Below are 13,161 nucleotides of genomic sequence, written 5' to 3'. Positions count from 1 at the left end.
TGCGATCAGACCTGCATGATCTCGCCTTGTTTGGTCTCGAGCAGATCATCCACCGATTTGATATAGCGGTCTGTGATCTCCTGCACTTCTCCCTCCCAGAGCTTCTGGTCGTCCTCCGACATCCCGTCACCCTTGGCCTTCTTGATCTGATCCATCCCGTCGCGCCGGATGTTGCGCACCGACACCCGTGCATTCTCCGCATATTGGCCCGCGACCTTGGTCAGCTCGCGCCGCCGCTCCTCGTTCAGCTCCGGAATGGGCAGCATGATGATGGTGCCATTGAGCTGCGGGTTGATGCCAAGGCCGCTTTCGCGGATCGCCTTCTCCACCTTGCCCACCAGGCCCTTGTCCCAGACATTGATGGTGACCATGCGCGGCTCGGGCACGTTCACGGTGCCCACCTGGTTGATCGGGGTCATCGAGCCATAGGCATCCACCATCACCGGCTCCAGCATCGAGGCCGAGGCGCGGCCGGTGCGCAAGCTTGCGAACTCGGTGCGCAGATTGGCCATGGCCCCATCCATACGCCGCTCCAGATCGTCGGTATCCAGCATAAAATCGTCAGACATAATTCTTCCTGCCACAAGTCTTTTGCCGGGCCCCCACCTCAGCGCGGGCCGTCACGTTTGCGCACGTGTATAAATCAGGAAACTGTCGAAAGGCCAGAAGGAGTTGCGGAGCATTTGTGTCACCGCACTCCGCGCCTTTGTCGGTCAGCCCTGCACCCGCGTATAGGTGCCCTCGCCCGCCAGAATGCCGCGGAAGCCGCCGGGCTCGTCGAGCGAAAAGACGATGATCGGCAGGTTGTTGTCCCGCGCGAGCGCGATGGCAGAGGCATCCATCACCCCCAGCCGCTTGGCCAGCACATCGTCATAGCTGACCTGCTCAAAGCGTTTTGCGTCTGCGTGCTTGGCCGGGTCCTTGTCGTAAACCCCGTCGACCTTCGTGCCCTTGAAGATCGCCTGGCACGACATCTCGTTGGCGCGCAGGGTCGCCGCCGTATCGGTGGTGAAATAGGGGTTGCCCGTCCCGGCGGCAAAGATGCAGACCCGCTTCTTCTCCAGGTGCCGCACCGCACGGCGGCGAATATAGGGCTCCGCCACCTCGTTCATGGTGATGGCGGAAATGACCCGCGTATGGATGCCCAAGCCCTCCAGCGCCGATTGCATCGCCAGCGCATTCATCACCGTGGCCAGCATCCCCATATAATCCGCCGTGGTCCGCTCCATCCCCTGTGCGGAGCCCTGCAGCCCGCGAAAGATGTTGCCGCCACCGATCACCATGCAGATCTCGACGCCCAGCTCATGCACCGATTGCACTTCCTTGGCGATCCGCTCCACCGTCGGCGGGTTCAGCCCGAACCCCTGATCCCCCATCAGCGCCTCACCCGAGATTTTCAGCATCACCCGTTTGAATTTGGCCTGCGGCTCGGCGTCGGACATGAAGCGGCTCCTGCTATGTGGGGTTTTGTTCGCGCGCAAAATGTCGGAAAAGCAGGCGGACTTCAATGCACCCCCGCGCAGGATGGCAAGAAAATGGCCGCAGGCCCGATGACTGGTACGGAGCGCCTGATCGCGGGGCTATCGCGCGAACGGCCCGTGCTGATCGCCGGACCCACCGCATCGGGCAAATCCGCGCTGGCGCTTGAGATCGCCGCGCAGCATGGCGGCGTGATCGTGAATGCGGACGCGAGCCAGGTCTACGACTGCTGGCGCATCGTCACTGCCCGGCCCTCGGACGAGGAGATCGCGCGCGCACCGCATTACCTCTATGGCCACATCGCGGCCGATGCGCCCTACTCCGCCGGTCACTGGCTGCGCGAGGTTGTTCCGCTGCTGGAAGGCGCCCGGCCCATCATCGTCGGCGGCACCGGGCTCTACTTCACCGCGCTCACCCAAGGTCTGGCCGATATTCCCGCCACGCCACCCGAAATCCGCGCCGAGGCCGACGCGCTGTCACGGGAGGCAATGCTCGCGGATCTCGACACCGAAACGACGGCCCAGATCGACACCGCCAACCGCGCCCGGGTCCAGCGCGCCTGGGAGGTCCAGCGCGCGACCGGCCGCAGCTTGCGCAGCTGGCAGGCCGAGACTGCCGCCCCCGCCCTACCCGAGACCGCCGCCGAACCCCTTGTGTTTGATGTCCCGAAAGACTGGCTGCTCGATCGCATCGCGCGGCGGTTCGACCAGATGCTCGCCCAAGGGGCGCTTAACGAGGCCCGCGCGGTGCTGCCGGACTATGATCCAAACCTACCTGCCCACCGGGCCATTGGCGCGCCCGAACTCATCGCGCATCTGCGCGGCGAAATCACACTGGACGAGGCCCGCGACCGCGCCATCATCGCGACCCGCCAGTTCGCAAAACGCCAGCGCACCTGGTTTCGCTCGAAGATGGCGCGCTGGCAGCCCGTCGCGCCCGAATAGGCCGGATTCTGCCCATGGGGCGCAGCCTCCGTGACCTGCTCTGGCGTTAAGATTACGGTAATTTATCTAAAATACCGTCGATCGAAACGGGGGCTGCCGATGTCATCGAACCGACCAACGATATTATCGCTATCACAGCTGAGCCAGGGTCAGGATTGGCGCCTCGCGCTACCGCATGACCGCTCCGACCATCTGCTGATCTGGGTGACCCGTGGCCAGGGCCGCGTGCTGATGGACGGCCAGCGCCGCGGCGTCGGCACCCACAACGCGCTGATCATCCCCGCCTGCCACCTCTTCGCGCTCGAGCTCGGGCGCCAGGCCATCGGCCAGGTGGTCATGATCCCGGGCGAGACCGACCTGCTGATGCCGCAGATCCCGCGCCTGCTGCGCATCCGCGATGCGGGCGCAATGAATGAACTCAACGGGCTGATCGAAGCGGCCAGCCGCGAACAGGCCAGCGGGCGCCCGCTCTGCACGCAATCGATGGATGCCTTCGGCGCGCTGATCTCGGTCTGGGTCCAGCGCCAGTTGGCGCTCGAAGAGCACGCGCCCAAACGGCGCAACGCAGCCGCCCGGCTCTGCGGCGCCTATTGCGCGCATATCAATGCGCATTTCGCCGCGCCCATGACCATGTCGGATCACGCAGCAGCGCTCGGAGTGACGCCGACGCATCTGTCGCGCGCCTGCAAGGCCGCCACCGGCAAGACCGCCGCCGAACTGCTCACCGAACGGGTGCTGCACGAGGCGCGCTGCCTGCTGGCCGAAACGGATGTGCCCGCGCAGGACATCGCCCGGCACCTCGGCTTTGGCAGTGCGGCCTATTTCACCCGCTTCATGCAGCAGCACACCAAGGCCACGCCCACGGCCCTGCGCAAGGCCTCCGCGACCACGCTCAAGGCGGCCTGATCCGGGCGCGTCACCGCATGTCGCAACTGCAGCATCGGTTTGCGACGCCAATGATGTCGCAAATGTGCAAGTTTCCGGCGCAAGCTTCCATTGACGCCTCCCCCCAACTCATGCCTCATAGATTCACAAGATAAACTGACCGCAGAAAATCGCGGCCGAAAACCGGGCACGACCAACGGGCCCAGCCTGACAACGGGGACCAATGGGACTATTCATACTCAGACGCCTGGGCGTCATGATACTGACGGCGCTGTGCCTGACGTTCATCGTCTTCTGGCTGACGAATCTCTACCCGAATCTGGAAAAGCTCGCCAAGACCCAGGGCAATTTCCGGATGTCGGATGAGGCCGTCGCCAGTTACCTCGACAAGAATGGCTATCTGCAGCCGATGCCGGTCAAATTCGGCCAATGGTTGGGCGTGCTGCCCGGCTGGACCCACGAGGCCGAGGGCGAGATCACCGGCAAATGCTTCAACGCGGGCACGCCCGAGGAGGAGCGGCGCAGCTTTTGCGGCGTGCTGCAGGGCGACTGGGGCTTTTCCACTGTCTTCAAGGATGAGGTCGGCTCGATTGTCGCCACCCGGCTGGGGCTCACGGGGAAGCTGATGCTCTTCGTGATGCTGGTGATGGTGCCCATGGCGCTGATCGTCGGCGTCCTGGCGGGCATGCGCGAGGGCTCCAAGCTCGACCGCTCGCTCTCCACCTTCTCCATCGCCTCAACCGCCACCCCCGAATATGTTTCGGGGGTGATTTTCATTGCAATCTTCGCCTCTTCCGCGGTGGGATTGAAGTGGTTCAAGGGATCGGCGACCAGCGCCATGGAGAACGTCACCTTTGAGAACTTCACCCTGCCGGTCATCACCATCGCGCTCTACGGCATGGGCTATATCGCCCGAATGACTCGGGCCTCGATGACCGAGGTGATGACCGCGCAATACATCCGCACCGCCCGGCTTAAGGGCGTGAAGTTCTCCGACATCGTGCTGAAACACGCGCTGCGGAACGCGCTGATCGCCCCCTTCACGGTGATCATGCTGCAGTTCCCATGGCTGCTGAACGGTGTGGTCATCGTCGAGACGCTCTTTAACTACAAGGGCTTCGGCTGGCTGCTGGTGCAGGCGGCGTCCAACAATGACATCGAACTGCTGCTCGCGGTTTCGGTTGTCTCAGTGATCGTGGTGCTGGTGACCCAGCTGATATCCGATATCGGCTATGTCTACCTCAACCCACGTATCCGGATCGCGTAAGGGAGGGCTGGTCATGGAAGAACTTTCCTGGGGCAGCATCCTCGCCCGCATGTTCCTGCAGCTCGGTCCGGTCTGGATCTCGCTGATCGTGCTCTTCGTGGTCTCGATCACCTACAAGCGCCGCCTCGGCCTTTACGGCAAGCTCTTTGACAGCACCGTGGGCATGATCGGCTTTGGTCTTGTTATGTTCTGGGTCTTTGTCGGCGTCTACGGCGGCCCGCTCGATATGCTGGTCACCCACGACCCGCTGAGCCAGGTCTCGGGCATGAAGAACAAGGCGCCCGGCACGCCGATGCGCGGGGCTGAAGAAGGCGAATACGCCTGGTTCTTGCTGGGCGGCGACAACCTCGCCCGCGATGTGTTCAGCCGATTGATCAAGGGCGCCTGGGTGGTGGTGCAGATCGCACCTGTCGCCACGCTCTTTGCCTTCATGGTCGGCATCACGCTGGGCCTGCCCGCAGGCTATTATGGCGGACGTCTCGACACGATCCTGTCGTTCCTGGCGAACCTGATCCTCGCCTTCCCTGTGATCCTGCTGTTCTACCTGCTGGTGACGCCGGAGATCGTGTTGACCGGCATTCCGAACTATATGGCGCTGTTCCTTTTTGTCTTCCCGCTGATCTTTGTCTGCATCCTGTTGAACTCGCGCTATTACACGCAGCCGTCGGTACGCACGCCGCTGCTGATTGCGGTGCTCGGGGGGCTGGGCTGGATTTACCTCTCGCTGGTCTCGACCGACGGCTCGGTGGTGGCAACACCCACCTATGCGATCCCCGGCCTGCCCCCCTTCCTCGATCTCTTCGACATCGATCCGGGCATTCTGGTGGTGTTTGTCTCGGTGGTCTTCGTGAACTCGCCCACGGTCTTCCGGATCGTGCGGGGCTTGGCGCTCGACATCAAGACACGCGACTATGTGGCCGCCGCTCAAACCCGTGGTGAAGGGCCCTGGTACATCATGCTCTGGGAGATCCTGCCCAACGCGCGCGGGCCGCTGATCGTCGATTTCTGCTTGCGGATTGGCTATACGACGATCCTTTTGGGCACCCTCGGCTTCTTTGGCCTCGGGCTGGAATCCGAAAGCCCGGACTGGGGCAGCACGATCAATGCGGGCCGCCGGTTGCTGGCGCTCTATCCGCATGCTGCGATTGCACCGGCGCTGGCGCTGCTGACGCTGGTGCTGGGGCTCAATCTGCTGGCGGATGGTCTGCGCGAGGAGAGCTTGCGCGATTGATGAACGGGCGGACCGGGGGCCAGCCCCCGGACCCCCGGAGTATTTCTGGAAGGGTGAAGGGGTTGGGCCCTCGCCCGGATGACGGAGACGATGATGGTCAAAGACAGCTATGACGGGCCCATTCTCGAGATCAACAAACTGTCGATTTCGTTTTTCACCCGGCTGCGGGAGATCCCCGCCGTGATGGATTTCTCGGTCAAGGTGGCGCCGGGCGAGGCCGTGGGTCTGGTGGGCGAGAGCGGCTGCGGCAAGTCCACCGTCGCCTTGGGCGTGATGCAGGATCTGGGCAAGAACGGGCGCATCGTTGGCGGGTCGATCAAGTTCAAGGGCCGTGATCTGAGCGAGATGAGCCCGGACGATCTGCGCGACATTCGCGGCAGTGAGATCGCGATGATCTATCAGGAGCCAATGGCCTCCCTGAACCCGGCGATGAAGATCGGCAAGCAGCTGATGGAAGTGCCGATGATCCACCAGGGCATGTCCGAGAAAGACGCCTACGCGCGTGCCCTGCAAGTGGTCACGGATGTGAAGCTGCCCGACCCCAAGCGCATGCTGAATTCCTTCCCGCACCAGCTTTCGGGCGGGCAGCAGCAACGCATCGTGATCGCCATGGCGCTGATGTCGGAGCCGTCGCTCTTGATCCTCGATGAGCCCACAACCGCGCTGGACGTGACGGTCGAGGCCGCCGTGGTCGAGCTGGTGAAGGATCTGGGCAAGAAGTACGGCACCTCGATGCTCTTCATCTCGCACAATCTCGGGTTGGTGCTCGAGACCTGCGACCGCATCTGCGTGATGTATTCCGGCGAGGCGGTCGAGCGCGGCTCCATCGCGGATGTCTTCGACAAGATGCAGCATCCCTACACGCAGGCCCTCTTCCGCTCGATCCCCCTGCCCGGTGCGGACAAGAACGCGCGCCCGCTGGTGGCCATTCCGGGGAACTTCCCCCTGCCGCATGAGCGGCCCAAGGGCTGCAACTTCGGGCCGCGCTGCGACTATTTCGAGGAAGGCCGCTGCGATCAGGGGTTCATCCCCATGGCGCAGGTCGATGCAGACGCGCGGCACGAGACGCGCTGTCTGAAGTTCCAGGAGATTGACTGGGCTGCGCCGCCCAACCTTGGCGACGTGAAGACCAAGGGCGAGGTCGGCGATGTGGTCCTGAAGATGGACAACCTCAAGAAATACTACGAGGTCGCGGCGAATGCGATCTTCGGGGGCGGCAACAAGAAGGTCGTCAAGGCCAACGAGACGCTCAGTTTCGAGGCGCGGGAAAGCGAGACGCTCGCCATCGTGGGCGAATCCGGCTGTGGCAAGTCCACCTTTGCCAAGGTGCTCATGGGGTTGGAGACGGCGACCGAGGGTGAGATTCTGCTCGGCAACCGCCCGATCCAGGACACGCCCATCGAGGCGCGCGACACCAAGACCGTCTCCGAAGTGCAGATGGTCTTCCAGAACCCCTTCGACACGCTCAACCCCTCGATGACCGTGGGGCGCCAGATCATCCGCGCGCTGGAAATCTTCGGCATCGGCGCCAATGATGCAGAGCGCAAGGAGCGCATGCTAAAACTGCTCGATCTGGTGAAACTGCCCCGCGCCTTTGCCGACCGCATGCCACGCCAGCTCTCGGGCGGGCAGAAACAGCGCGTCGGCATTGCCCGTGCCTTTGCAGGCGACGCGCGCATCGTGGTGGCGGACGAGCCCGTCTCGGCGCTCGACGTGTCGGTTCAAGCGGCAGTGACCGACCTGCTGATGGAGATCCAGCGCGAGCACAAGACCACGTTGCTCTTTATCTCCCACGACCTCTCCATCGTGCGCTATCTCAGCGACCGGGTCATGGTGATGTATCTCGGCCATGTGGTGGAGCTTGGCACCACCGACCAGGTCTTTGCACCGCCCTATCACCCCTATACCGAAGCGTTGCTTTCGGCTGTGCCCATCGCCGACACCTCGGTGACCAAGAAGCACATCGTGCTGGAAGGCGACATTCCCTCTGCGATGAACCCACCGTCGGGTTGCCCGTTCCAGACGCGCTGCCGCTGGAAGTCGGAGGTGCCGGGCGGGTTGTGTGAAAAGGAAGTGCCCCCTGTACGCACGCTCCAAGGCAATCACCAGATCAAGTGCCACCTCAGTGACGACAAGCTCGCGGAAATGGAGCCTGTGATCGAGGTTGGCGTCGCGGCGGAGTAAAACGGGAAGAAAGTGGCGGCGCAGGGCGGGGGGAAGAAAACCTGCGCCGCCAGCACTTTGTGCCACGGGGCGGCGGCATCACAGTGCAACGGGGTAAGGCGGCGGGACTGCCCGCCGCCTCAATGGGTTAGCTACCTGTGTTAATGTCTTCTTCGGGCAGCATCTCGACAACGCGATCGGCAAAGGTGGTCAGCATCGCGTTATAGAAGTCATCGGTGCTCGGAGGGATCACCACCGCACCGGCGGGCACAGCGCTCTCATCGGTGTGCGCCGACAGGCGAATGGTCTCGACCACCTCGCGGCTGCCACCCTGGAAGCTCAGAAAGCCCTCCAGCTCGTTGAACTCAGCGGAGTCCGGCAGGATGGTGTCATCGTCCAGGCTCACGCGCTTGATCTTCACGGTCAGGGTCGGGTCGGAGGGATCGTTGCTTAGCGCATCGATCCGCTCGATCAGCGCGCGCTCCAGATCCTCGGCAATGGTCGGGTAGAGGTCGAGCGCATTGCTTCCCTGCGGGGCTTCAATCTTCGCCTGCACGTCAATGTCATGCACACCGGCGGTGGCGATGGCCCCAGAGGCGGCCAATGCGGCAAAGCTCACGGCGGCGGCGGCGGTTGTCTTTTTCACAAAATCGAACATCAGAAATGCTCCTTTCAGTTCCTTCAAGTGCATGCGGTACGATGTGCACCGCTGCGATATGGCCAGAACCGAAGCCGGGCGGAATTGGTTCCCGGGATCTTTGGAAAAGAGGCGCGATGCAGACGCAACGATGGCGGGGATTGACCGCCACCACCTCAACTTACTTTATATTTTTCAGAGCGTTAGGCTGCTCTCCGCCATCAGCGGAAAGGCGCCGGATCACCGTCAAGAAAAATTCTGAGACTTGCTCAGATCATCATCGTGACGATCAAACCGGTCAGGTAGCTGAGCGAAAACAGCGCAAATCCGGGCCGTTTGCTGGCCAGAAACAGCGAGGCCAGCATCAACAGCGGTGCCAGGGCCAGACCGCCGAGCGACGGCAGGAACATCACCTCGTTCAGCTCCGTGCCCGGCCCCCAGGGCGAGTTCTCCGAGGTCAGCCCGGTCAGCATCACCGCCGCAATCGCGCCCAGCACTGAGCCCAAGGCAATGGGCTGGAAGTGGTCAAAGATGCGCAGCCGCCGCTGCGCCTTGCGTTGGATCGTCTTCGGCACCGGTTGTGACCGTAACGCCCGGATCGGAGCCTTGTCGCGCGCGGGCGCAAGGCCCTGATGCGCGCGGTTGATCCGTTCGATACGTGCGTGAAAGCCGGTTGTCGCCATGGCCGTGATCCCCATCTCTGTTTGCCTCAAGCTGCGGGCAAAATCGGGCGGCACTATGACAGGCCGGGGGAGCGATTGTGAAACCCATGGCCGGTTTGCGGCCAGAATGGGTGTTAAATCAAATTGGTGGGAAAAATCTGCGGTCGGATCAGCTGCCGCCGATCACTTTCACGTAGTTCTGCGTTTCGCGGAAGGGGGGCACACCGCCGTATTTCTTCACCGCACCCGGCCCCGCATTATAGGCGGCCAGCGCCAGCCGCCAGGTGCCAAAGGTGCGGTACTGCTCCTTGAGGTAGCGCGCGCCACCTTCGAGGTTCTGCTGCGGATCCATCGGGTCGACCCGCAGGCTGCGCGCCGTCTGCGGCATCAGCTGCGCCAGCCCCAGCGCACCCTTGTGCGACTTTGCACGCGGGTTCCAGTTCGATTCCTGCTGCACCAGACGCAGGAACAGGTTCTCCGGAATGCCATGCTTACGCGCCGCGTCCTTGGCCATCTGCAGATACTGCCCGCGGTACTTGCCGCTATACTCCGGCGTTGCCCATTTGCTGGGCGTAAACACGGTGGGCGGCTTCAGACGGACCGAGCTGTTGTATTGGCTCGCGGCGCGGGTATCGAGGATTTTCTTCTGTGCGGCAAAGAGCTTGGTGCGGCTCTTGCTCGACAGGGTCTGTGCGGCCACCGGCACGCTGGTCACGGCAAACGCCACAATCAGCAGCGCGCTGCCCAGCCAGTGTCCCCGTGATGTACCCCGATCACCCATGCCCAGCGGGATACCCCGAATTGCGGCGCCATTCCAGCCTTTTGCGCGATCTGACATGCAGTTCAACCATGGGTTTTAAGGACGTGGTAAGCCCCTTGCGGTCAGTGTAGGTTGAGTCAAATTGTACGGATCGGGATTCGCCAGGCGGTTCCGCTGCCGCTCGACAGCACATGAAACAAAGGGGGACGCGATGGCCGGCTCTGTGAACAAGGTAATTCTCATCGGCAATCTGGGGCGCGACCCCGAGGTGCGCAGCTTCCAGAACGGCGGCAAGGTCTGCAACCTGCGCATTGCCACCTCCGAGACCTGGAAGGACCGCAACACCGGCGAGCGGCGCGAAAAGACCGAGTGGCATTCGGTGGCCATCTTCTCCGAACCGCTGGCGCGGGTGGCCGAGCAATATCTGCGCAAAGGCTCCAAGGTCTATATCGAGGGCCAGCTCGAGACCCGCAAGTGGCAGGACCAGTCCGGGCAGGATCGCTACTCCACGGAAGTTGTGCTGCGCCCCTACCGTTCCGAGCTGACGATGCTCGACGGCCGGGATGGCGGCGGCAGCATGGGCGGCGGCGGCGGTGGCGGCTCCATGGGCTATGACGACCGCGGCGGTGACAGCTATGGCGGCGGCTCCTCGAGCCCGGCCCCGTCCCGCGATCTGGATGATGAAATCCCCTTCTGATGCCCTGACCATCCGCCTGTTGACGCAGCAGGACGCGGATGGGCTCACGGCGCTCTACAATGAATTGACCGTTGGCCCCAAGACGGCCCGCGCCCATGACGTCATGGCCGTGCTCGCGCATCCGGGCACGACGATCCACGGCGCGCTATCGGGTGACAGGGTGGTCGGCATGGTCACGCTGCACATCCTGCCCAATGTCACCTGGGACGGGCGGCCCTATGCGCTCATCGAAAACGTCGCGACCGCCGGAGATTGGCGCATGCGCGGTGTGGGTCGGCGCGTGATGCAATCCGCAATCGACCACGCCCGCGCGCAGAAAGTCTACAAGATCATGCTGCTCACCGGCCAGAAGCGCGGGGCGCGCGGGTTCTACGAGGCGCTGGGGTTCGATTGCGAAGACAAGCACGGCATGGTGATGCGCTGGGACTAGGCTTCCATGCTGTTTTACCAAGTCCGCACCACAGCGCTAAGGGCATCGTCCGACCTGAAGGACGTTTCCGGGGGTATCACGGTGGACCGCCCCGACACCAAGACATACGTGCTGCTAACCGCGACGTCGCAAAATGGCGCTCCGGGGGGAGGTGTCGCCATTGTCGCTCGGACCAAGCCGCGACATGGCACCCGATGCTCGGCGGTGCCGCCGGGCGAGACATCTCAAGGGCGCGCGCTCAAGTCATGAAACACGGAACAGCTGTGCCGTCGCAAGCCTAAACCGCCGCCGCCAGACCATCCTCCAGCACCCCGCGCACCATCTCCCCCGGCACCTCCGAGGTGATGAACGCCTCGCCAATCCCGCGCGCCAGAATGAACCGCAGCGTGCCCTGCACCACCTTCTTATCCTGCGCCATCAGCCCCACCAGCGCCTCCGCATCCGGCAGATCACCGGGGATATCGGCCAGATCCGTCTTCATCCCCATCGCCTTCAGATGCGCCCGCACCCGGCTCGGGTCTTCCTGGCTGCACAGCCCCATTCGCGACGACAGCTCAAATGCCAGCGCACAGCCAATCGCCACACCCTCGCCATGCAGCAGCCGGTCGGAATAGCCCGTCGCCGCCTCCAGCGCATGGCCGAAGGTGTGCCCGAGGTTCAGAAGCGCCCGGTCCCCCTGCTCGGTCTCATCCCGCGTGACGATATCCGCCTTCATCTGCACCGAGCGGCGCACCGCCTCGACCCGTGCGGCCATATCGCCCGCTGCCAACGCCGGGCCCTGCGCCTCCAGCCACTCGAAAAACGCCGCATCGCCGAGCAACCCGTATTTCACCACCTCGCCGTAGCCGGCGAGAAAATCGCGCGCCTCCAGCGTGCCCAGCACCGCCGTATCCGCCAGCACCAGCGACGGCTGGTGAAACGCGCCGATCAGGTTCTTGCCTTGCGTCGCGTTGATCCCCGTCTTGCCGCCGACCGAACTGTCCACCTGCGCCAGCAGCGAGGTTGGGATCTGCACAAAGCGCACCCCGCGTCGCAGGATCGCCGCGGCAAACCCCGCCAGATCGCCAATGACACCGCCGCCAAAGGCCACGACCACATCGCCGCGCTCCACCTGCTGGTCGAGCAGCCAGCCAACACTCTCCTGCAACGGCCCCCAGGACTTCGTGGCCTCCCCCGCGGGCAGCGCCAGCGCCTCCGCCGCGATGCCTTCGGCGCCAAGCCCTGCCGTCAACGCCTCCAGATGCAAGGCTGCGACGGTCTCATCGGTCAGAATGCTGACCTTTGGCCGCGACAGCAGCGGCGCGATCTCGGCGCCCGCCTGGGCGATCAGGCCCGGTCCGATCCGCACGTCATAGGCGCGGCCTGGCAGCTCCACTCGTACTGTTTCACGCATCATCGCGCTCCAGCACATCGGGCCGCGTCACCAGCACATCGGCCACACGCTGCGCCATCTTCTCGATCGCCACCGGCGGCGCACAGGGCACCCGCAGATCCGCCTTGGCATAGTCCGGCACCCGCTTGGCATAAAGCTCGGTCAGCGTGGCCTTGGGGTCGGCGGTGCGCAGCAGAGGGCGCGTGTCGCGGTGCTTGACCCGGCTCCACAACAGCTCCAGATCCGCATCCAGCCAGACCGCCACACCGCTTTGCGAGATATTCGCCCGGTTCACCGGCGACAGAAACGCACCGCCCCCGGTCGACAGAATACAGGGGTTGCCCCCCAGCAACCGCGAGATCACTTCGGTCTCGCGAGCGCGAAAAAACGGCTCGCCATCGCGCGCGAAAATCTCAGGCACCGTCATGTTCGCCGCGGCCTCGATCTCCTGATCCGAATCGAGAAACGGCACCTGCAAAAGCTGCGCCAGCGCCCGGCCCACCGCCGTTTTTCCCGCGCCCATCATGCCCACCATCACCACGGTCTTTTTCAACATAAAAACCGCCGTGTGGTTCCCTTCGGTCACGGATTGCTGAAATTCGCTCATATTTCTCTGAATGACGTGATATTGCTC

At 63.5% G+C, this 13,161-nt stretch carries 14 protein-coding genes; 7 read left to right on the top strand and 7 right to left on the bottom strand.

Annotated features, from left to right (window positions below; all coding sequences use genetic code 11):
• Positions 1 to 5: 5 nt before the first annotated feature.
• Positions 6 to 569, bottom strand: coding sequence for a ribosome recycling factor (gene frr, locus ACVC7O_RS10780; protein ID WP_458322142.1), 564 nt, complete (start codon positions 567 to 569; stop codon positions 6 to 8).
• A gap of 144 nt (positions 570 to 713) precedes the next feature.
• Positions 714 to 1,442 (bottom strand): UMP kinase, encoded by a 729-nt coding sequence (gene pyrH, locus ACVC7O_RS10775; RefSeq protein ID WP_458322141.1) that lies wholly within the window; start codon positions 1,440 to 1,442, stop codon positions 714 to 716.
• Between the two features lie 93 nt (positions 1,443 to 1,535).
• Between pyrH and miaA the strand changes: the two genes are divergently transcribed.
• The 5 genes from miaA to ACVC7O_RS10750 all read left to right on the top strand — a co-directional run bounded on the left by miaA (position 1,536) and on the right by ACVC7O_RS10750 (position 7,990).
• Entirely contained in the window at positions 1,536 to 2,423 is an 888-nt protein-coding gene (miaA, locus tag ACVC7O_RS10770; RefSeq protein ID WP_458322140.1) for a tRNA (adenosine(37)-N6)-dimethylallyltransferase MiaA, read from the top strand.
• 99 nt (positions 2,424 to 2,522) lie between these two features.
• On the top strand, positions 2,523 to 3,329 hold the full coding sequence (locus ACVC7O_RS10765; RefSeq protein ID WP_458322139.1) for an AraC family transcriptional regulator: 807 nt from the start codon (positions 2,523 to 2,525) through the stop codon (positions 3,327 to 3,329).
• 202 nt (positions 3,330 to 3,531) lie between these two features.
• Complete coding sequence (locus ACVC7O_RS10760; protein ID WP_458322138.1) at positions 3,532 to 4,575, top strand: ABC transporter permease; 1,044 nt, start codon at positions 3,532 to 3,534, stop codon at positions 4,573 to 4,575.
• A 13-nt stretch (positions 4,576 to 4,588) separates the two neighbouring features.
• Positions 4,589 to 5,806 carry an ABC transporter permease gene (locus ACVC7O_RS10755; protein WP_458322137.1) on the top strand — a complete coding sequence of 406 codons (1,218 nt, stop codon included), beginning with the start codon at positions 4,589 to 4,591 and terminating at the stop codon, positions 5,804 to 5,806.
• A gap of 93 nt (positions 5,807 to 5,899) precedes the next feature.
• Positions 5,900 to 7,990, top strand: a complete 2,091-nt coding sequence (locus ACVC7O_RS10750; protein ID WP_458326073.1) for a dipeptide ABC transporter ATP-binding protein — start codon at positions 5,900 to 5,902, stop codon at positions 7,988 to 7,990.
• 127 nt (positions 7,991 to 8,117) lie between these two features.
• Here ACVC7O_RS10750 and ACVC7O_RS10745 read toward each other — a convergent pair whose 3' ends face one another.
• The 3 genes from ACVC7O_RS10745 to ACVC7O_RS10735 all read right to left on the bottom strand — a co-directional run bounded on the left by ACVC7O_RS10745 (position 8,118) and on the right by ACVC7O_RS10735 (position 10,049).
• A complete protein-coding gene (locus tag ACVC7O_RS10745; RefSeq protein ID WP_458322136.1) occupies positions 8,118 to 8,627 on the bottom strand; it encodes a hypothetical protein in 510 nt (169 codons plus the stop codon).
• A gap of 248 nt (positions 8,628 to 8,875) precedes the next feature.
• On the bottom strand, positions 8,876 to 9,304 hold the full coding sequence (locus tag ACVC7O_RS10740; RefSeq protein WP_458322135.1) for a hypothetical protein: 429 nt from the start codon (positions 9,302 to 9,304) through the stop codon (positions 8,876 to 8,878).
• Between the two features lie 133 nt (positions 9,305 to 9,437).
• Positions 9,438 to 10,049: a lytic transglycosylase domain-containing protein gene (locus ACVC7O_RS10735; protein WP_458326072.1), complete on the bottom strand. Its 612-nt coding sequence runs from the start codon at positions 10,047 to 10,049 to the stop codon at positions 9,438 to 9,440.
• A 190-nt stretch (positions 10,050 to 10,239) separates the two neighbouring features.
• On the opposite strand from ACVC7O_RS10735, the gene ssb reads away from it, so the two are divergent.
• A complete protein-coding gene (ssb, locus tag ACVC7O_RS10730) occupies positions 10,240 to 10,725 on the top strand; it encodes a single-stranded DNA-binding protein (protein ID WP_458322134.1) in 486 nt (161 codons plus the stop codon).
• Positions 10,709 to 11,155, top strand: coding sequence for a GNAT family N-acetyltransferase (locus ACVC7O_RS10725; protein ID WP_458322133.1), 447 nt, complete (start codon positions 10,709 to 10,711; stop codon positions 11,153 to 11,155). Before ssb ends, ACVC7O_RS10725 begins: the two co-directional genes overlap by 17 nt.
• Before the next feature lie 277 nt (positions 11,156 to 11,432).
• On the opposite strand, the gene aroB is transcribed toward ACVC7O_RS10725, so the two are convergent.
• On the bottom strand, positions 11,433 to 12,548 hold the full coding sequence (gene aroB, locus ACVC7O_RS10720; protein WP_458322132.1) for a 3-dehydroquinate synthase: 1,116 nt from the start codon (positions 12,546 to 12,548) through the stop codon (positions 11,433 to 11,435).
• A complete protein-coding gene (locus tag ACVC7O_RS10715; RefSeq protein WP_458322131.1) occupies positions 12,541 to 13,134 on the bottom strand; it encodes a shikimate kinase in 594 nt (197 codons plus the stop codon). Before ACVC7O_RS10715 ends, aroB begins: the two co-directional genes overlap by 8 nt.
• Positions 13,135 to 13,161: the final 27 nt, after the last annotated feature.

Source organism: Roseobacter cerffii (genome assembly GCF_054226325.1).
Note: the sequence above shows the minus strand (reverse complement) of the source record. Positions and strands in the feature narration are given on the sequence as shown.

Coding starts and splice junctions, on each gene's coding strand:
- frr (WP_458322142.1), bottom strand. CDS start 569: ATGTCTGACGATTTTATGCTGGATACCGACGATCTGGAGCGGCGTATG.
- pyrH (WP_458322141.1), bottom strand. CDS start 1,442: ATGTCCGACGCCGAGCCGCAGGCCAAATTCAAACGGGTGATGCTGAAA.
- miaA (WP_458322140.1), top strand. CDS start 1,536: ATGGCCGCAGGCCCGATGACTGGTACGGAGCGCCTGATCGCGGGGCTA.
- ACVC7O_RS10765 (WP_458322139.1), top strand. CDS start 2,523: ATGTCATCGAACCGACCAACGATATTATCGCTATCACAGCTGAGCCAG.
- ACVC7O_RS10760 (WP_458322138.1), top strand. CDS start 3,532: ATGGGACTATTCATACTCAGACGCCTGGGCGTCATGATACTGACGGCG.
- ACVC7O_RS10755 (WP_458322137.1), top strand. CDS start 4,589: ATGGAAGAACTTTCCTGGGGCAGCATCCTCGCCCGCATGTTCCTGCAG.
- ACVC7O_RS10750 (WP_458326073.1), top strand. CDS start 5,900: ATGGTCAAAGACAGCTATGACGGGCCCATTCTCGAGATCAACAAACTG.
- ACVC7O_RS10745 (WP_458322136.1), bottom strand. CDS start 8,627: ATGTTCGATTTTGTGAAAAAGACAACCGCCGCCGCCGCCGTGAGCTTT.
- ACVC7O_RS10740 (WP_458322135.1), bottom strand. CDS start 9,304: ATGGGGATCACGGCCATGGCGACAACCGGCTTTCACGCACGTATCGAA.
- ACVC7O_RS10735 (WP_458326072.1), bottom strand. CDS start 10,049: ATGGGTGATCGGGGTACATCACGGGGACACTGGCTGGGCAGCGCGCTG.
- ssb (WP_458322134.1), top strand. CDS start 10,240: ATGGCCGGCTCTGTGAACAAGGTAATTCTCATCGGCAATCTGGGGCGC.
- ACVC7O_RS10725 (WP_458322133.1), top strand. CDS start 10,709: ATGAAATCCCCTTCTGATGCCCTGACCATCCGCCTGTTGACGCAGCAG.
- aroB (WP_458322132.1), bottom strand. CDS start 12,548: ATGCGTGAAACAGTACGAGTGGAGCTGCCAGGCCGCGCCTATGACGTG.
- ACVC7O_RS10715 (WP_458322131.1), bottom strand. CDS start 13,134: ATGAGCGAATTTCAGCAATCCGTGACCGAAGGGAACCACACGGCGGTT.